This is a genomic window from Xanthocytophaga flava, from assembly GCF_030068545.1.
In the GTDB taxonomy this organism is placed as follows: Bacteria; Bacteroidota; Bacteroidia; order Cytophagales; family 172606-1; genus Xanthocytophaga; species Xanthocytophaga flava.
In genome coordinates this window covers 151,447-170,046 of the sequence record NZ_JASJOR010000020.1, presented here as the reverse complement: position 1 = coordinate 170,046, position 18,600 = coordinate 151,447, and the positions used below count along the sequence as shown (strand labels likewise).

Sequence of the window (18,600 nt, the reverse complement as noted above, 5' to 3'; positions counted from 1 at the left end):
TCAGCATTTCTATCTAAACCTGGATTTTTGATTTTATCGCATTCTGTCAGCAGATCTGACCAGCTTCTCATCCTTACGGATAAATCGATTGGCAATAATATTGCAAATCATGGCCGCCATTGGCAGATAAGTACCTGTTTGGAAACTACCTTCATGATTTGGAATAATGGTCTCAGCTTCACGTGTGAAGTAAACCATTAACCCTAACACTCCTGCCATTATCAATGCATTGATAGCACCCAGACCCATCTGCAATACCCGATTCTTAAAACTGAATAGAGAAAACAACGCCAAACCTGTAGCAACTGCTGCCAGAGCAGCTATATACCAGATACCGCGACTGCTAACTTCTGCTCCTGCTTTTGAATGCACCATTTTTAGCGCTGTTGTCGTTACCGCATCCTGACCAGACACTTCCTGCCAGTTAGGCAAAAAGATGGTGATAATCATACAAGCTGCTATCAAAAGAAGAAAAATAGATTGAACCCGTTGGATCATACGTTTAATGTATTCTAGTGACTAAAAAATAGGAATGTACTAATGCCTGAAACAACATTCTGATACACAATCAAGAATCAGCATTGGTGAAAATGAACGCAAAAATAGAACTTTATATGATATACCCACTTTTAAAGCCATTTTTGGTATATAATAATACTTCTATGACTGACAAAAATATTATTCATGTGTATTCAGAGGCGGATGCTCATTTGTATACATTTCAATGCCAATTTGCTGCATTAATTTACTGGCATTAAAGCTTCTGCATACACCTGTCTGAAGTTTATAATCAAAGTACAACTGATCATTGATAATTTCGCTGTTGAAACTATAATTTTCTACAGAAGCAGGCAATTCATCTACCATTTCACTTAATGTGAGGTCGTGGGTAGAAATCAGGCCGGATGCATTGTAACGATGGAGTTGCCGGATCAATGCCTTGGCACCTTCATGTCGGTCCTGAGAGTTGGTGCCTTTAAGGATTTCATCCAGCAGATAAAAGATTGGGTTTCCCTGAGGCAGATAGTCAATCAGTTGTTTTAGACGCTGTAGCTCTGCATAAAAAGAGGATACACTTTCTTCCAGGTTATCTTGTGTGCGCATGGATGTAAATACCTGAAATAAGGATAGTTTCATTTCCGAAGCACATACAGGGGCGCCTGTCATAGCCAATACTGCATTGATACCTACTGTACGTAAAAATGTACTCTTTCCAGACATATTGGATCCTGTAATGATAATGGTTTTGCCTTTTCCTATCAACTGAAAATCATTGATTACCCGTTTTCTGGCCAGTAGCAGAGGGTGCCCCAGTGATTTACTGATCAAACAAAAGCCGGGTTCTTCGCCTTTTTTGACAAGTACAGGAAATACATAGTCTGAATTGGCATGATAGAATCCCGCCAGGCTGTTCAAAGCTTCGGTTTCTGCCAGGGCATTGAGCCAACGCGATAAATCAGTATGGGTATTGGCTTTCCATCTTTCCAGCCGGATGGCCCAAAAGATATTCCATAGTACAAGTCCATTGGCGAAAAGCCCGAAGAAAGGATTGTGGGCTGACAAAAGATTAGCGGAAATTCCAGCTAGTTGTTCAATTTTCTCAGAAGAAGAGTGACCTTCACTGATCAATTCATTTTTGAGGTACACCATTCTGGATGATTGAAAAGGATGTCTCTCAATATCTTTGAGCAAGTCTGCATATAACTGCAAGGGTTTACTGGTTTCGTATGCCTGATCTGTCAGATGCTGAATCTGTTTATTAACGAGTCCTACAATACCAATATTAATGAGTCCTAATACAAAGGGAAAATGGTAGCTTACATCGGTTAGTGCTGCAAGTATGATCGCAAAAACCATAATGGCAGGCATCAGATAGGACACAACTATCAGACCCGTTTTTTTATGTAAAGAGGCTGGTGTTTGTAACCATTCCCGGATAATAGTTGCCGACGATGGACCATCGGTATGGTGCCGCCCTCTGGCCTGAAAGTTTTGCTGCCATTCCAGGTTTTTGCCAAGTTCAGCTACAGCTTCCTGTCGTTGTCTGATTTCTGCTTCTGTGCCAGCAACTTGTATCCATTGAGCTAGTAGCTCATTTCCAACAGTAGTTTGAGTTCTGTTGAGTAACACAAACAATGAATGAGGGCCGAAAATGTCCAGATCCCCTGAATAGGGATGAAGAGGATTGGTAAATTGGGAACCTGTATTCTCTGGCAGGTATTTACCTTCCAGCCGAAGCCATTCTTCATTGTTAATATGACTTAGATAACGGAAATGGTTTCGTTGGTATTCAATTCGATTGTGCCATTTTAGTGTTGTGATAAATGCAATAAGCGAAAACAGGGCAACGCCTGTAGCAATCAGACCACTCTCACTAAGCTGATACACAAACCAGGTCAGACCCACTCCTGCTAAAAATACAACTACTCGTAACCATGAAACCTGATTGAATTTTTTGTGCCATTGACGAGCTTCTGCTGCATAGTTTTCTTTTCGTTGCTGATAAATTTCCATGGGTGTAAAAGTGGTGTTAAAACAAACAATCCCTGCAAAGTAAAAAATAGTAACTACCAAAACACAAAAACCTCACAGGTTTCTAACGCCTACGAGGTTTTTGCAAGTATATAAATAATGAATGTGATGCCTTATTAATTTTTTTCGCCACAAATCCGGCAAACTCCCTGTACTAGCAAATAAACATCTGTTCCTTCATACCCTTTGGGTAGGTTAACAGAAGGAATGGTTATACTATCCAAGCAACTGGTTTTGCCACAGTTCATACATTTAAAGTGCACGTGATTATCCAGATGGTGATGATCGGTACAATGGCTTTTACACAATGCATATTTAGCTCCTCCTTCATCGTCAAGCACTTTGTGAATTAGGCCTGCATCGAGAAACGTCTTTAATGTACGATACAACGTTACACGATCAAAGGAATCACTTAACTGAGATTCCAGATCGGAATGTGAAAGGGCTGCATCTTTTTCCAAAAAGAAATCCAACACCTCTTCCCGACAGGAAGTATTCCGCAGTTTATGATCTTTTAGTAGTTTGACAGAAGAATTCACAGCAGTTTCTGATTTTTTAAGCAAGTTACCATTTCTTGAGCAGGGAGTCAATTTTCTATAGGTAAAAGTGCATCCTTGTAGATATAACTCTTTATTTTTCAGGGAGGTTCCTGAGTGCGTTAAGATTGACTACTCATTTTTTGTTTTGATAGTGTGCCACCAGTTGTTCAGCACAGCGTTCACCATCCATAGCTGCTGAAACAATACCTCCAGCATAGCCGGCTCCTTCACCACATGGAAATAACCGCTTGATTTGTGGATGTTCCAAGGTCTCTTTGTCTCTTGGAATACGCACAGGCGATGACGTCCGGCTCTCTACACCTACCATCTGAGCCTCATTGGTGAGATAGCCTTTCATCTGTTTGCCAAATACCTTTAAACCTTCCCGCAAACGAACAGCAATAGAAGGTGGAAGAATAGTAGTCATATCTACAGAGACCAGTCCCGGCTGATAGGAGGTAGGGAGTAAGGAAGAGGATATCTTACCATTTACATAATCCTGCAGACGTTGTGCTGGTGCAGTTTGTGTTTGTCCTGCTAGCTGAAATGCCGTTTGTTCCAATACTTTTTGTATTTGTAGTCCTGCCAGTGGGCCTAGCTTTTCATATGGTTTCCAGTCTGCTTCATCTACAGATACCACCATCCCTGAGTTAGCAAATTGGCCGTCGCGTCGGGATGGAGACATTCCATTGACTACAATCTCGCCGGGTGCTGTGGCTGCAGGCACAATATACCCCCCCGGACACATACAAAACGAAAAAACACCTTTCTCAACTCCCTTGTATCGGGCTTGTGCTACCAGTGAATAGGAAGCAGCAGGCAGATAGTTCCCACGAACAGCACAGTGGTATTGAACACTGTCAATAAATTGTTGCTGGTGTTCTACACGAACACCCATGGCAAATGGTTTGGCCTCAATGAGGATATTTCGGGTATGCAGTAATTCAAAGATATCTCTTGCGGAATGGCCTGTCGCCAGAATAACACCAAGTCCTTCTATTTTCTCTCCGTGGTGTGTGACAACACCGCGCATCTCACCATTTTTTAAAATAAAGTCTGTGACTTTGGTATCAAATCGGATTTCGCCACCTGCTTCCAGAATACTTTCGCGAATGGCTGTTACGACCTGAGGTAGTTTATTGGTCCCGATGTGAGGATGAGCATCTACCAGAATTTCAGAGGTGGCTCCATGGGCTACCAGTATTTCCAGAATACGACGCACATCGCCCCGTTTTTTGGAACGGGTATAGAGCTTTCCGTCTGAATAGGTTCCTGCACCTCCTTCACCAAAACAATAGTTGGAATCTGGATTTACAACATGATCTTTGGTGATAGCTGCCAGATCCCGACGACGATTACGAACGTCTTTACCCCGTTCCAGCACAATCGGTTTGATCCCCATTTCAATCAGACGCAATGCCGCAAACATGCCTGCCGGACCAAACCCAACGATAACTGCCTGATCTTTTTTGCTGACATCTGTATAGGATTTTTCAAAAGACAAAAGCGGAGGGACTGGTTCATTGATATAGACATCTGCTGCCAGATTTACTTTAATCTGTCGGCTGCGGGCGTCTATAGAACGACGTATTTTACGAATAAAGGCGGGTGTATCCGGTGTGAGGTGTAATTGATTGCGAACCTCCTGTTCAAAACGAATATCATCATAGGCTACTTCCGGGGGAAGTACCCATTCCAGTGTCTTTTTCATAGATAGAGCAAGGGAGTTAACCTTGAATGAGTAGGTGAATTTTTGCAAAGGTACAAAAATTCTGAGTAGAAATAGAGGGGAAGAGTGGATGGCCTCAGATGATTGTGTTGGTATGTGATTAAAATATTGATCCTGTTTTACAATTATCACTATTCTGGTTAGGATCAGCAATTACCAGAGTTTTGATAGTTTTGGGAAATGATCAGAATTCTGATATTTCTGAAATATAATCGCTATTCCTATATTTTGAGAAAATGACCGGAGTTCCAGTCATTGGTGAGTTTGAACAGAGTTTAGGTCAAACGTCAATCTGACCATTATTCGAATATTTTTTAGATATGATCGGTATTCTGGTCAAACGCAAAAATGATCGGAATACAAGTCAAAAACATTTTCGAATACTATTTAAAGAAAATCATTTTTCATTGAGAATTGATCAGAGTTCTGATCATAATTCTTTTCGTTTTAAAACTTCATACCTTTCCGAATATTTTTTGATTTTACATATGCCGCTTTCCATAATTACACCATGAAAAAGAATGTCTTGTCTTTACTTATTAATTCGATTCTGAGCATTGGTTGCGGAATAATTTTATTTATTGTCTCTGATAGAATACCTGTTGGAGAGCGAATGGTGTTGACTATCTTATGGCTAGTTCTAACTTTTCTTACAGTCCAAAGAAGCATTTCTCACCATAAGCAATTGTTCTTGGAAGAGGACGTTCTGGTAATTAAACTGTTATTTAAGAAGGAAAAAAGATATCTGTTGCATAATATACAAAGCTGGAAGGAGCTTAATTACACCTCTTTGGGATTCGCTAAAGATCGAAGAGCCATACATATAAATCTACACGATGGGAAACGTATTGAGTTGATTGATAAATACAATCAGGTTGAGTTTGAAAAGCTTTCAGACTATCTGAATGAAAATTTTCCAGAGGTTGCTAAAGACTAACCCCTCCTATGTTACAAAACGAAAAGGCTTGCGGAATGTCAGTTTCCACAAGCCTTTTGTTTTTGACGATCTTACTGCTAGTTTTTCAGCAAGCGTACATCATATACTCCACCTGCTACAGAACCACCAGTTGCAGCAAACTTTACGACAATCTTATCGTCTTTGCTTTTTTGTATAACCTGAGCAGAGATAGGATATTCGGCTGTGAAAAACTGATCTCCACGGCTGCCATCCAATGTGACACTGGTAACTTTCACATCATTCAGAAATATATCAAACGTGCGATCTTTATCCAGGCCATAGTATGTAACCTGTAGAAGGGTAGCCTTCTTCTCTTTATTGTTTAGTACATAACTAAACCAGCCACGGGCATCGCGCCAGTGACGATTTTTGTGTATGCCTGTCTGGGTATTTTCTCCTGTGAAGAAGTGGTCAGATTCAGGTTGTTGCTCTCCTGGAAAAACCTTATCTACTGTGCGTTGCTCATCTTTCAGATTTGTATATTCTTTTTTTGCCAGCATTTCCTGTGTCTGAGCAATTTGCGCCTGGGTAGTCTGCGGCCAGTAAACAACATAACGGGCATCATGTAAACGGAAAAATGGGATAAGCTCTACCTGTTGGTACTTTTTGGGATAGATCACATCTGAAGCTGTAAATGTCAGTGATTTGCCTGTTACAGGTGTGAGGCTGGCAAGTAAATTCTTTTCCTCTCCAACCAATAAGGGTGATTCTGATAGTGGATATAGTTTACCTTTGGCGACATGACCCATCCGGCTGTCATCAGCAAATAATCCTGTCAGGTCAGTTGTATCTGTTTTAGCTGCCAGCAGAATCGGACCATGAAACACTGCATAATAATTCGTATGGTCGGCAATCTGTTCCAGACGGTTTGCCATGGGGATATGCAGTTCTATTTTATCTCCTGTTTTCCATTTTCGGTTTAGAGAGATATATGTTCCAGGAGTAGTTGTTATCTTTTCTGCTTTGCCATTAATGCTGACTGTCAAGGTTCCTGCTGATACCCAGGATGGATAGCGTACTTTTAATTCGAATGTAGTTGGTTTCTTTGCCTCAATCAGAAGAGTAACATCTTCACTATCTGGAAAGCGGGTTTGTTGGGTGAGTGTCAGATTCTTTTCTTTCCAGGATACAGATGAAGGAATAAACAAATTGACAAATAGTTCATTGGTAGAATGGGCATAAATCATCTCCCCATACTTGGCATGGTTTTCCAGACCTGATCCTACACAGCACCAGAAGCTGGATTGTGGCTGAGAGTATACCCGATAATGTCTGGGACGCATTGGGGTAAAATACACAAAGCCACCCCGATCCGGATGTTGGGAAGATAAGATATGGTTATACAATCCCTTCTCATAATAATCTATATACTTCACCTCTGCAGAAGTCTGATACAGGCTTTCCGTAAGTTTCAGCATATTATATGTATTACAGGTTTCCGGTCCTTCGACATCCGTAATCATAGAAGTAAAGTCAGAGGCGGGATGAAAATGCTCCCGTACACTATTGCCTCCAATCGCAACTGACCGGTGAGTAACTACTGTTTCCCAGAAGAAACGAGCAGCTTCTTCATAGCTCTTATCTCCATCCAGTTCTGCAATACGTTTAAATCCGATTACCTTGGGAATTTGTGTATTGGCATGTAGTCCATTGAGTTTATCCTGATCTGTGGCCAGAGGTGTCAGAATAATCTGGTGTGAAAACTTTCGGGCTAGCTCCAGGTATTTTTTATCACCAGTAATGGATGCTACGTCGGCAAAGATCTCATTCATTCCTCCATGTTCAGCTGTAAGCATTTTCTGAATCTGTGCTTCATCCAGATTGGCTACCAGCTTCACTGCCCAGTCTGATAACTTAATCAGCATTTCCTTTGCATCCTGATTGTTCGCATACCAGTATGCATCCCGTAAACCAGCATACAGCTTATGAATATTATACCAGGGAACCCATTTATTATTAAGTGAAAAGTTACTTACCTCTATCTTACCCTGTGCTATTTGCTTCCACATTTCCAGTCCGCCAGGAGTGCCACCTATATACCCATTGCCATTTTTATCCTGACAACGTTTTAGTTCGCTGATCATATAATTCAGACGTTCCTGTACTTTCGGATTGCCTGTAGACGCACACATCAGTGCCAGAGCCGTAAGATAATGTCCTCCTACATGACCATCCAAACCTGTATTTTCCCAATTGGTATAACTGCTCGCTTTGGGAGTAATTCCAGCTTCCCGTAAGAAAGGCGCAAGTAGTCTGTCCGGATCAAGAGAAAGTATATAGTTCAGATCGGTCTGCTCTGCCTTCAGGAAGGGGCTATCAAGCAATTTTACATCCTGTAATGGAAACCGGGCAGCTTTACTGGGCTCAACCGGTTTGATCTGAGATAAAGCAGAGCCTATTGAGATAAGCAAACAGGCAGATGAGAAAAGGATTTTTTTCATGTGACTAATATAATTTCATAAAGGGAAGCAAAAACCCTTCCTGTTTTATCAGAAAGGGTTTACTAGTTAATAACCAGAGTTCTGACTTAAATTTCCATTTTTAGCTATTTCTGGTCGAGGTATAGGTAGTAACGTCCGATAATCGCCATTAGGGCTATGTGATAACCAAGATTTGGTTGTAAATACTCCAAAACGTATCAGGTCCTGACGACGACGGCCTTCCTGTGCAAATTCCCAGCCCAACTCATCCAGGAATCGACCATATTGAATATCTGCACCACCCTCATCCGTGCTGGTCAGGTGATTGCGTAAGCCATAGTCATATCTGCTACCTTTCATCAGATCTGCACCTGTTACAGTGGCTTTTGTAGGATTAGAAGTAAAATTACGTGCTCTTACCTGAGTAACCAGTATCGCTGCTTCATCCGCTTTTCCAGTGCGTAATAAAGATTCTGCTTTCATCATCAACACATCGGCATAACGTAGCAATGGCCAATCGTTACTAAGATTAACAGTAGAGTTATCGGCTATCTCAAACTTGCCTAACCGGAATCCATGCACTTCTTCGGACTGGTCTACTCCCGGAAGTTCATTGATAAAGCTTAGTGGCTTCCCTGCATAGGCACCCAGTGTCGACTTTAAAGCTACCCCACTAGAAGAGTATTGTTGTCCCTGTATCCAGTTGTTTTTCAGGCGGCTATCATCCGGATCAAAAGTGTCAATAAACTGAGGAATAGCACAGATACCACCCCAGGGAGTAAATTGAAGATTATAGGTAGCCTGACTGGACGGTTGCAGTGTTTCCATATGTATGGAAAACGAATTCCAGGCAGTTACATATTTTTCATCAAAGGGAAGCGCGAAAATTATCTCTTTAGATGTTTCATTTTCCGTTTTGAATACATCTTTCTGATTGGCTTCTAAGGCAAAGCCCGCCCCCGAATTAATGACAGCATCACATTGCTCAATGCATTTATTCCAGGCTGCTGTGCCACTATAAACTTCTGCATTCAGATAAACCTTTGCCAGCAGAGCATGGGCAGCCCATTTGTTAAACCGCCCATACGTAGACTGATTGTTGTCTTCACTCAGCAGAGGCAGGTTGTCTGTAATTTCTTTTACAATAAACTCATAGACCTCTTTGCGTGTATTTTGTTCGGGTAGCTGACCTTCCGGAAGATCAAATTTCGTAATGATGGGGACATTGCCATACAGATCACAAAGCACATAATAATAAGAGGCCCGAAGCACCTTCAATTCCGCCAATGTAGCCTCTTTGGCATCTGTGATAGGTATACCTCCTGATTCAATTTGGTAAATAATACGATTGCAGTTGGTAATCCCCGCAAAGGATCTGCCCCAGGTCTGGATAGTAACATCATCATCTGGTGTCCACTTGTGTTCGTGTATCCGTCGATAAATACCTCCATCTACCCATCCATTAGGACGTGATGGGATCACTAATTGGTCAGCAGATACTTCCTGTATTCGAAACAGGCCATTCCATTGTTGTAGTACATCCCGCCAGTTTGTATAGGCTGCACCTACCAATGCTGCTATGTCACTAGTGGTAGGATTAAACTGACCAGCAATAATCTGATTGTAACTTACATCATCTAATCTGGTACAGGCAGAAATGCCCATAATGCCAACAATAAAATATTTATGTAGAGTCGAAAATTTCATATGTGTAAGAGAATTAAGTAAAGGAGATAGACTTAGAAGTTTAGATTAACACCTACCGTAAATGTGCGCGTCGTTGGATATTTATCCCGGTCATCGTTGCCGGGGTTTAGTCCGAGGCGGTTTACTTCAGGGTCTATTCCCTTATAACCTGTAATTATGAATGTGTTTAATGTAGACACATACACACGGGCAGAGTGAATATATTTGTTGCTCAGGTTACGAATATTGTAGCCCAGAATGATGTTATCTATCTTCCAGAAATCGCCGTTTTCAACATAATGACTATTGAACTCTAGTGGCATACTTGTACTTAGAACTGCCTTGCCATACACTTTGTCGTAGGCTGATTTCAGACGATTGTATTGTTGCAAGCCTGTATTTTCATAATACATACGTTGGAAGTTCAATATCTGATATTTGAAGGCGCCCCGCATAGTGACACTCAGATCGAAATTTTTGTATCGGAAGTTGTTATTCCATCCTGCATAAAATTTAGGAAGTCCATTGCCCAATACTTTCTTATCTTCAAAGGCGTGCTGAAAATCATCATAAGCCACAGGTTTGCCATCACGGCCTTCATATATCCATTTTCCGTCTTCTGAAATGTCTACTACTTTAAATCCATAGAAGTCCCCAATGTTTTTGCCTACAGTGACAATGTTGGTAAAAGTTTGAATAGGTTCACCCGTAGATCCTGTAGTGAAGTAATTGTTGGTGGTTTTATAGATGTCGTTGGAAAGACTCACCAGCTTGTTGGTATTGGTAGAGAAATTAAAGCTGGTTGTCCATTGGAAATCCTGTGTCTGAACCGGGGTAATGTTAAGCATTACTTCCAGACCTTTGTTTTCCATAATTCCTACGTTTGCACGAGTCGAAGGGTATAAGTTTGGTGGGCTAGGTACCTGAAAGTCATACAATAACCCATTGATGCGACGGATATAGTAGTCTACGCTACCTGTTATTTTACCTTTCAACAAGGAGTAATCAATACCAATGTTGCTCTCATGTTTTTCTTCCCAGCGTAAGTTTGGATTTGGGTTTTGAGAAGGCGCAAGTGTTTGAATCCATTTACCATCAGAATATATATAATTTCCATAACTCAGAATGGCTACCCCCAGAAATAAATTGGTAGGTTGTGTACCTGTAACTCCATAGCCTGCACGAAGCTTTAACTCATCTATCACGTTCTGATTTCGCATAAATGGCTCACTACTGATACGCCAGCCCGCAGATATTGCTGGGAAGTTACCCCAAGGCTGTTTGGTGCCATACAACTGACTGGCAGCTTCATGACGTAAGCTAACCATCAATAGGTATTTCTCATTGTAGTTGTAGGTTAATCTACCAAAGAATCCAATCAGATTGGTAAGTCTTTTTGTACTAAACTCGGGGGCTAGACCAGTTTTCAGGGCATTTCCAATACCAATATTGTTATAGCTAAATCGATCAGTTGGGAAATCCCAGTTCTGCATCCAAAATTCAGTCTCGGTATTATCCTGGTAACTATAGCCACCCAGAAGTGTAAACTTATGATTATTGATTTCTTTAGAATACTGGGCAGTTAATTCCATCAACTTGTTTACATTGCCTTTGGCGCCTACTGATGCATATCCATTTCTGCCATCCCGAAGTGTAGAAATATGATTTTTTGTTTCAGCATATCCTCTGTTTTCATTGTATTTGGTATACGAAACCAATGCTGATAACTTCAGATCTTTGATAGGATTAAATGTAAGAGAGGCATTTAACCTTGTATTTTGAGAAGAGTTTTCTCCATCACTTTCATAAATCCGCCCCAGTGGGTTTTCATAATTAAATAAGCTGGGTTGTTCAAACCAGCGACCTGTTGAGTCTTTAACCGGAGCCGTTGGATTCTGGATCAAGGTTTGACGATAGGTATATCCACTAAAACTAAATCCATCACCTGTAGTTGTATATTTGTTGTTTGCATTCAGAATACCCATATTCAGCTTCACCTTGTCATTGAACATAGAGTGATTGATGTCTATTCTGCCTGTGAACGTTTCATTGTTTGATTTCTTGAATATCCCCTGAAGCGAACGATAGTTTACATTTGCCAGATAATTAGTGGCATTGTTTCCTCCTCTGAAAGTGATATTGTGCACATGAGAGATAGGCGTTTGTGTACTCTCTTTGAGCCAGTCTGTAGAACTACCCAGATTCCAGGAAGCGTCCCGTTGACCAGATGCGATCTGACTGCGATAATCTGCGGCTGTCAGCATATCCAGCTTTCTGGCAATTGTTTGTGTACTTACATAACCACTATATTCCACGCTGTTGGTAAAGTTAGCTCCTGCTCTGCGGGTAGTCACCAGGATAACCCCATTGGTACCACGTGTTCCATAGATAGCTGCGGCCGACCCATCCTTTAATACATCAATGCTTTCGATATCCTCGGGAGACACTGTTTTCAAATCACCGGGTATGCCATCAATGATTACCAGTGGGTTAGAATTTGCACCTAATAAGGTTGTATTACCACGAAGTAAAATCTGAGAACCACTGGTAGGATCGCCACTGGGAGCGGTAATACTAAGGCCGGCTACTTTCCCTTGCAGCAACTGACCTGCATCCAGTACGGGGCCTTTGACAAAATTTTCGGCTTTCACTGTTTGCACAGCACTGGTTACTTCGACCCGACGCTGGGTTCCATATCCGACAACTACTACTTCTGATAGTGCTTTGATGTCTGGAACCAGTTTGATATCTACGACATTGCGGTTGTTAATGGCAATTTCTTCAGTGGTATACCCTATAAATGAAAATACCAGAGTACCATTTTCACTAGGTATTGCCAGCGAGTATTTTCCATCTTTATCGGTAGAGGTACCAGTAGTTGTACCTTTCAAACTCACGCTCACCCCAGGGAGTCCATTGCCGTTTTCGTCTGTTACAGTGCCTGTAATAGTGATTGCATAGGCATTTACACTAGTCGAGGTATTGGCATCCATCTTTCCATTTGAAGAATCGTCAGCTATCCTTTTACTTAAAACTACCTGGCTGCCTACTACTTCATAATTTATATTTAAAGGATGGAGAATGGTTTGTAAAATATCTTCGACCGCCTTATTATCAGCATGAACACTTACTTTACGCTCAGGTAAGATGGCCTGTGGTATATAAGAAAATTTGATATTCGTCATTTTCTCAATCTGACTCAGTACAACATGTAGTTGTTGATTATCAAACTGTAGAGTCACTTTTTTACTGAGATCCGCCTGTGCATATGAATAGGAATGGTTAGCAAGAGCAATACCCCCGAATAGAAGAACTATACTTATTTGGAGGGCTGAGATCTTCATGATTTTCCAAACAATTTTAGGAAGTTGTCGTTTTGTTTGCATATTTTTACTTTGCTTTTGTGTGTCAACAAAAGGCAATACAATCCCTGTCACATGCTACATGTGGTACTCTCACTTGCCTTTATAGATGAGAGAAGGGACAATTCAGAGTCAGTGATGCTGGCACATCGCTGACTCTTACCTTTCCGCAAGAATGTTGTTAGCTGAGTCTGTATTTATTCATGTATGCTGTATTTTTAGTGGTAATCGAATATATAAGAGATGGTTTTATAGACTATTTTTAGTTACATCCTTTTGAAGTAATCACAATGGTTGTATTAGTTACCTGAAAGCTTCCCGACATAGTCTTACAAATAATAGTTAACTTATCCTGTAGGGTCGAGTTGTCTGATAGGTCAGCTGTGAAGGTACAGCCTGCCAATACATGCTGGTCATACAATATCTCGACTCCATATGCTTCTTCTAAGGCGTCAAATACTTCAGTAAGTGGCTTGTTCTGAAAAACTAACTGATGTGTTGCTTCTTTTGTATCCATTACTTGTGGATTATGTACCAGACCTTTCGTAAGTTCTTTGCTTTCGAGATGGTATACTGCTTGTTGATTAGGTGTTAATACTAGTGCATTGGTCTGTACATTTTCAGAATCCGATTTCTTTTGTTGATCAACGGTTTTATATACTGAAACTTTTCCCGTTTTTACACTCACCTGGATACTTAAAGACTTTTCATATGCTTTGATCGTAAAGCTTGTGCCCAACACTTTGGTAATGATATCACCCGTATATACCAGAAATGGTTTTTCCGGATTGCGTGCTACCTGAAAGAATGCCTCTCCAGTTAAAAAGACTTCCCGTTGTGTTGACTCAAAATTTGTAGGATACTTTAGTGTGCTTCCCGGTTGGAGTAAAACAGAACTGCCGTCTTCCAATGCAAGAGATATAACCTGAGTTGTATTGTTTATTTTTTCAATTAAATGTGTACTTTCTATGTGGCTAATGGTAGATGTATTTTTCGTGGTAGACGATATATAATACCATAGTGTTAGTCCTGCTATCAATAGGATAGACGCAGCAGCCCACCAACGGAAATAAGAGGGTGTTTGAGTTGGTACAGTTTGTATATCCTGTACATCCAGATTCGTTAGCAGTTTATTCCAGTTTGTTTTAGTCCATTCCTTTTCTTCATCCTCAGTCGGCAATGGATCAGCAATGTCCTTTCCCAGTGTATGAAACCATTGTGCAAAAACAATCTTTTCTTCCTGGCTAAGTTCCCCCTTCTTATATTTATCTAATAGCTTACTAAGTTTTTCTTGATTCATACGGACGCTGGCAATGATTCGAAAAGATGTATTTTGTCTAATTTTATAATGGATTTATTCAAAATTATCTGCTTTTATAACTAGAGACGCCTATCGATAGAGTATCCCTAGTGGCAAGGCAAAAAAAATATTGATTAGTGATTAGTATCTCTGACTGGCAGATAAAATTCCATAATAAATAGTTGTACATAACCTATTGGGCTAAGAGCAAACTGCCAGAAGGTGCTAGTTAGTGTTGGTTGGCGTAACCTATTTTAGAAACCACAGGAAGGAGACTGATAATATCCTTTTCAGAAAGTAAACCAGAATATAATCAGTGTTACAAAGTCACGAAGATAAACCCGAAGATATTTTAGTGCCTTTCCCATATGATACTCTACCGTTTTATGAGAAATATTAAGATGTTCTGCTATCTGGTTGGCAGACTGACTTTCATTACGGCTTAATAAAAATACTTCTTTGGATTTTTCAGGCATACTAGAAATTGCTCTCTGTAAGGCTTCTTCTAACTCGTTAACGCATACTATATCTTCCGTATTGGTTTCCTGTAAATAATGATCCCATTGTATTTGTGAGGCATATTTTTCTCGCACCAAGCAGGCTCGGATATGGGTAGTTACAGCATTGAGAATAGCAATTGCCAGATAACTCTCAATAGAGCCAGTGATATGCAACTCATGACGTTTTAGCCAAAGTTTGGTAAACAGATCCTGTACCAGTTCTTCTGCTGTTTCTTTAGAATATAATTTCTTATAAGCAATCCGATATACCTTGGAGCTATATCGGCGATAGATCTCTTCAAATGCTGTTGTGTCATTTTGACACAATTTTTCCAAAAGGTATGCATCAGTAAAGTTTCTCATTGGCAGCTCATAAAGTGATTTTCAACAAATGTAAAGATATCTGTCCAGTAAATATAAAAAAATACATGTTTTTTTGAACTATCCTTGGTTTGGAAATCCCGTATAAGCGATAGGCTATACTATAAAGAGATGAGTGTTGCCATTCTTGGCAGAATTTATCAAAAAGAAGTGAATGGACAGATAGGTTGATGTTATAGCTCTTGTCAATTTTTTGTAAAGATAATTTTCTCTATTTGGTGTAAATTGATAGTAAGGTGTTTTCACCAAAATATGATACGTAGGTAGCAATGTTTATCCAGTATTAGCTATATTACAGCTAATATTTGTAATAAGTATTCAAAAAGCCTACCTGCTATGAGATTTATAAAGATTACTGTTTTTGCTTGTATTGTTATACTAATAAGTGTAAGTGCCAGCTCTTTTCGGACTATTCAAGACAAAGCGCTTGATAATGGCCAGACTCTGTATTTTAGCCATTGTGGGAGTTGTCATATGCTACCTAAGCCTTCCAGTTTAACTAAGCAAGTATGGGAATCACGGGTCTTACCCATAATGGCAAGTCGTATGGGCATTACCTATCCGGGTTTTGATCCACTTAAAGGACTAACACCTGAAGAAAAAGAGATAGTCGCAAAAAATAACATTATTCCAAAACAACCTGTTTTAACTAAGGAAGAGTGGAATCAATTGTCTCAATACATCATTCGCAATGCCCCGGATGAAATAGCAATAGATAGAAGTCGGCTTACCCGTAATGCGCCATTGGAACAATTTGTACGAAAAGATATTGCCCTTCAGGACAATTCCCCTTCTTTGATAACCGGGTTGAAATATAATAGCGAAACCCATACAGTATGGATAGGAGATAACTATCAGAAGGTCTATAACTGGCAATGGAATCAAGGTATTACCCAGAGTCTGACAACCCAGAGTCCCGTAGTAGATTTTACTTTTTATCAGGATGCTACCTATCTGACAGAAATAGGAAAGCTATTTCCTACCGAACTAAATACTGGTTCGATTAATCTGCTTGCCAGAGATAAAGACAGTATATGGCTACCATCTCTTCATAGACCTGTTCATACACAGATTGAAGATCTGAATAATGATGGTATTCCGGAAATTATAGTCTGCAAATTTGGGAATAAGATAGGCTCACTATCTGTCTATACCCGGCGTACTTCTGCTGAAGCTTATACTGAGCAAGTACTATTGAATATGCCTGGTGCTATAAAGTGTTTTGTACAGGATATGGATGGAGATGGTGAAAAAGATATCGTTGCTATGTTTGCCCAAGGGGATGAGTCTGTCTACATTTTTCAGCAGAAAGAGGATTTTCAGTTTAAAGCCAAACGAGTACTGCGTTTTCCTCCACATTTTGGCACAACAGATATGGTGCTGATAGATTTTAATAAGGATGGACTTACTGATATGATCACTGCGCATGGAGATAATGCAGATCACTCACCTATTCTGAAAGCTTTTCATGGCATTCGTATCCATTTAAACAGAGGCAATGGAAAGTTTGATGAGAAATACTTTTATCCCGTATATGGATCAACAAAAGTCATTGCGGATGATTTTGATAAAGATAGAGATATCGATATTGCTTTAACGGCCTTTTTTCCTGATTATAATGAGTTACTGAATGAATCATTTGTGTATCTGGAAAATACGAGCAGAGGAGATCATATACAATTTACCTCCTTCACCCATCAAAGTGATCTGCCTGTTAAATCTCTTACCCTCGAAAAAGGGGATATTGATCAGGATGGAGATATGGATATATTATTGGGTTTGTTTGCACAGACACCGGGTGGTGTACCAGATTATCTGGATCAGCAATGGAAGTCGTCTAAAACGGGTTTGATCCTGTTTATGAATCAACATGATCAACTACATAAATGACAGGATTGAGAAATGGTTTTTAGTGTAGAAGAGTAAGAAGAAATCCTGTTGATTTTACTTTCCTGATTACTGAGTAGGAACAATCTAGTCTGTTTTACTAAAAGTATGTTTTTTATCCGTACATCCATAATTGCTTTTTTGCCATTATTCAGCTTAGTATATTGGGTTACTTTTTGTTATAAGTAACCTGCCTCAAGTATATGCATGATGGTAAATATATCCTGTTCTTTATTGGAGCTCTGGGAGCTTTTAATGGTATTCTGCTGGCCATTTATTTTATGTTTCTGGCTAAACGAAGAAATCTTTCCAGTTTTTTCCTGGGATGTTTGCTGGCTGCACTGAGTCTGCGTATTGGTAAGGCTGTATTAATATATTTTGATTCTGATCTACCTGAAATTTATCGGCAGATTGGAATTTCATCCTGCCTGTTGATCGGGCCAGCGTTATTTTTCTTTCTTAAATCGTCTATTGATCAGTTAACACAAGTCCCCCGTAGTTGGAAATACCAGATAGGAGCCTTGCTTGCAGCTATTGTTTTTATGGGAGTAGTGTACCGTTATGCTCCCAATCCCGAATTCTGGAGGAAATCTAGTATTCAGGTTGTGTATGCTGTATGGACGTTGTATATCATTGCATCTGGAGTAGTTGTAAGCGGTCTTTTTGCCCGTATTCGTAGTACAAGTGATGCACTTAAACCTTCTGAGAAGTGGTTGCTGGCTATTTATTCAGTAAACGTGGCTATATTTCTATCGTTTATGATGGCCTATTTAATCCGAGATATTTGTGAAACCTACTATGGTGGAGCTATTATATTCTCATTGGTATTATATGCAATGATTTTTATACACCTGTATCACAGCCGGACTGCCGAACAATTTTATGTGGTTCCGGCAAAAAATCCGGTCAGGAAGGTAGATGATGCTACAGTTATGAATTTAGTAACAACATTGGAGCAGCAAATGGTTAAAGGGGGATTATTCAAAAATTCCAACCTCACACTAAGTGAACTGGCTAAATCGATAAACATACCTGCTCATCAGTTGTCACAATTACTGAACGACAATCTGGGAAAGAACTTTACATCCTATGTGAATGAGTATCGGATTGAAGAAGCCTGTCGGATGATAGCCCAGGGGCATCCGTTTTCCTTAGAAGCTATAGGCTATGAAGTAGGCTTTAATTCCAAATCCACTTTCTATACTGCATTTAAGAAGATCAAAGCTACCACACCACTTATGTATAAAGAGGATCTGGCAAAACGATCGGATGCCTCTTTGGTACGTTAATACGCCTGAAACAGTAC

The 18,600-nt window shown here is 40.1% G+C and carries 12 protein-coding genes; 3 read left to right on the top strand and 9 right to left on the bottom strand.

What is annotated here, in order from left to right; translation table 11 throughout:
* Nucleotides 1-33 precede the first annotated feature (33 nt).
* The 4 genes from QNI15_RS25855 to QNI15_RS25840 form a co-directional block, all read right to left on the bottom strand.
* Nucleotides 34-498, bottom strand: a complete 465-nt coding sequence (locus QNI15_RS25855; RefSeq protein WP_313999961.1) for a DUF4293 domain-containing protein — start codon at nt 496-498, stop codon at nt 34-36.
* Nucleotides 499-678: 180 nt separating this feature from the next.
* Nucleotides 679-2,514 (bottom strand): MutS family DNA mismatch repair protein, encoded by a 1,836-nt coding sequence (locus QNI15_RS25850; protein WP_314034483.1) that lies wholly within the window; start codon nt 2,512-2,514, stop codon nt 679-681.
* A 134-nt stretch (nt 2,515-2,648) separates the two neighbouring features.
* On the bottom strand, nt 2,649-3,071 hold the full coding sequence (locus QNI15_RS25845) for a Fur family transcriptional regulator (protein WP_313999965.1): 423 nt from the start codon (nt 3,069-3,071) through the stop codon (nt 2,649-2,651).
* A gap of 133 nt (nt 3,072-3,204) precedes the next feature.
* Complete coding sequence (locus tag QNI15_RS25840; RefSeq protein WP_313999968.1) at nt 3,205-4,782, bottom strand: NAD(P)/FAD-dependent oxidoreductase; 1,578 nt, start codon at nt 4,780-4,782, stop codon at nt 3,205-3,207.
* A gap of 529 nt (nt 4,783-5,311) precedes the next feature.
* On the opposite strand from QNI15_RS25840, the gene QNI15_RS25835 reads away from it, so the two are divergent.
* Nucleotides 5,312-5,737 carry a hypothetical protein gene (locus tag QNI15_RS25835; RefSeq protein WP_314034481.1) on the top strand — a complete coding sequence of 142 codons (426 nt, stop codon included), beginning with the start codon at nt 5,312-5,314 and terminating at the stop codon, nt 5,735-5,737.
* A gap of 77 nt (nt 5,738-5,814) precedes the next feature.
* Here QNI15_RS25835 and QNI15_RS25830 read toward each other — a convergent pair whose 3' ends face one another.
* From QNI15_RS25830 to QNI15_RS25810, 5 genes are all read right to left on the bottom strand, one after another.
* Nucleotides 5,815-8,199, bottom strand: coding sequence for a glycoside hydrolase family 127 protein (locus tag QNI15_RS25830; RefSeq protein WP_314034479.1), 2,385 nt, complete (start codon nt 8,197-8,199; stop codon nt 5,815-5,817).
* Between the two features lie 66 nt (nt 8,200-8,265).
* Entirely contained in the window at nt 8,266-9,885 is a 1,620-nt protein-coding gene (locus QNI15_RS25825; protein ID WP_313999974.1) for a RagB/SusD family nutrient uptake outer membrane protein, read from the bottom strand.
* A gap of 32 nt (nt 9,886-9,917) precedes the next feature.
* Nucleotides 9,918-13,250: a TonB-dependent receptor gene (locus QNI15_RS25820; RefSeq protein WP_314034477.1), complete on the bottom strand. Its 3,333-nt coding sequence runs from the start codon at nt 13,248-13,250 to the stop codon at nt 9,918-9,920.
* Between the two features lie 238 nt (nt 13,251-13,488).
* Nucleotides 13,489-14,526 (bottom strand): FecR family protein, encoded by a 1,038-nt coding sequence (locus tag QNI15_RS25815; RefSeq protein ID WP_313999979.1) that lies wholly within the window; start codon nt 14,524-14,526, stop codon nt 13,489-13,491.
* Nucleotides 14,527-14,816: 290 nt separating this feature from the next.
* On the bottom strand, nt 14,817-15,389 hold the full coding sequence (locus QNI15_RS25810; RefSeq protein WP_314034475.1) for an RNA polymerase sigma-70 factor: 573 nt from the start codon (nt 15,387-15,389) through the stop codon (nt 14,817-14,819).
* 354 nt (nt 15,390-15,743) lie between these two features.
* Between QNI15_RS25810 and QNI15_RS25805 the strand changes: the two genes are divergently transcribed.
* Both QNI15_RS25805 and QNI15_RS25800 read left to right on the top strand, forming a co-directional pair.
* A complete protein-coding gene (locus QNI15_RS25805) occupies nt 15,744-17,297 on the top strand; it encodes an FG-GAP repeat domain-containing protein (RefSeq protein ID WP_314034473.1) in 1,554 nt (517 codons plus the stop codon).
* Nucleotides 17,298-17,497: 200 nt separating this feature from the next.
* On the top strand, nt 17,498-18,583 hold the full coding sequence (locus QNI15_RS25800) for a helix-turn-helix domain-containing protein (protein ID WP_314034471.1): 1,086 nt from the start codon (nt 17,498-17,500) through the stop codon (nt 18,581-18,583).
* The last annotated feature ends 17 nt before the right edge of the window (nt 18,584-18,600 follow it).

Coding starts and splice junctions, on each gene's coding strand:
- QNI15_RS25835 (WP_314034481.1), top strand. CDS start 5,312: ATGAAAAAGAATGTCTTGTCTTTACTTATTAATTCGATTCTGAGCATT.
- QNI15_RS25815 (WP_313999979.1), bottom strand. CDS start 14,526: ATGAATCAAGAAAAACTTAGTAAGCTATTAGATAAATATAAGAAGGGG.
- QNI15_RS25820 (WP_314034477.1), bottom strand. CDS start 13,250: ATGCAAACAAAACGACAACTTCCTAAAATTGTTTGGAAAATCATGAAG.
- QNI15_RS25800 (WP_314034471.1), top strand. CDS start 17,498: ATGCATGATGGTAAATATATCCTGTTCTTTATTGGAGCTCTGGGAGCT.
- QNI15_RS25810 (WP_314034475.1), bottom strand. CDS start 15,389: ATGAGAAACTTTACTGATGCATACCTTTTGGAAAAATTGTGTCAAAAT.
- QNI15_RS25825 (WP_313999974.1), bottom strand. CDS start 9,885: ATGAAATTTTCGACTCTACATAAATATTTTATTGTTGGCATTATGGGC.
- QNI15_RS25805 (WP_314034473.1), top strand. CDS start 15,744: ATGAGATTTATAAAGATTACTGTTTTTGCTTGTATTGTTATACTAATA.
- QNI15_RS25855 (WP_313999961.1), bottom strand. CDS start 498: ATGATCCAACGGGTTCAATCTATTTTTCTTCTTTTGATAGCAGCTTGT.
- QNI15_RS25850 (WP_314034483.1), bottom strand. CDS start 2,514: ATGGAAATTTATCAGCAACGAAAAGAAAACTATGCAGCAGAAGCTCGT.
- QNI15_RS25830 (WP_314034479.1), bottom strand. CDS start 8,199: ATGAAAAAAATCCTTTTCTCATCTGCCTGTTTGCTTATCTCAATAGGC.
- QNI15_RS25840 (WP_313999968.1), bottom strand. CDS start 4,782: ATGAAAAAGACACTGGAATGGGTACTTCCCCCGGAAGTAGCCTATGAT.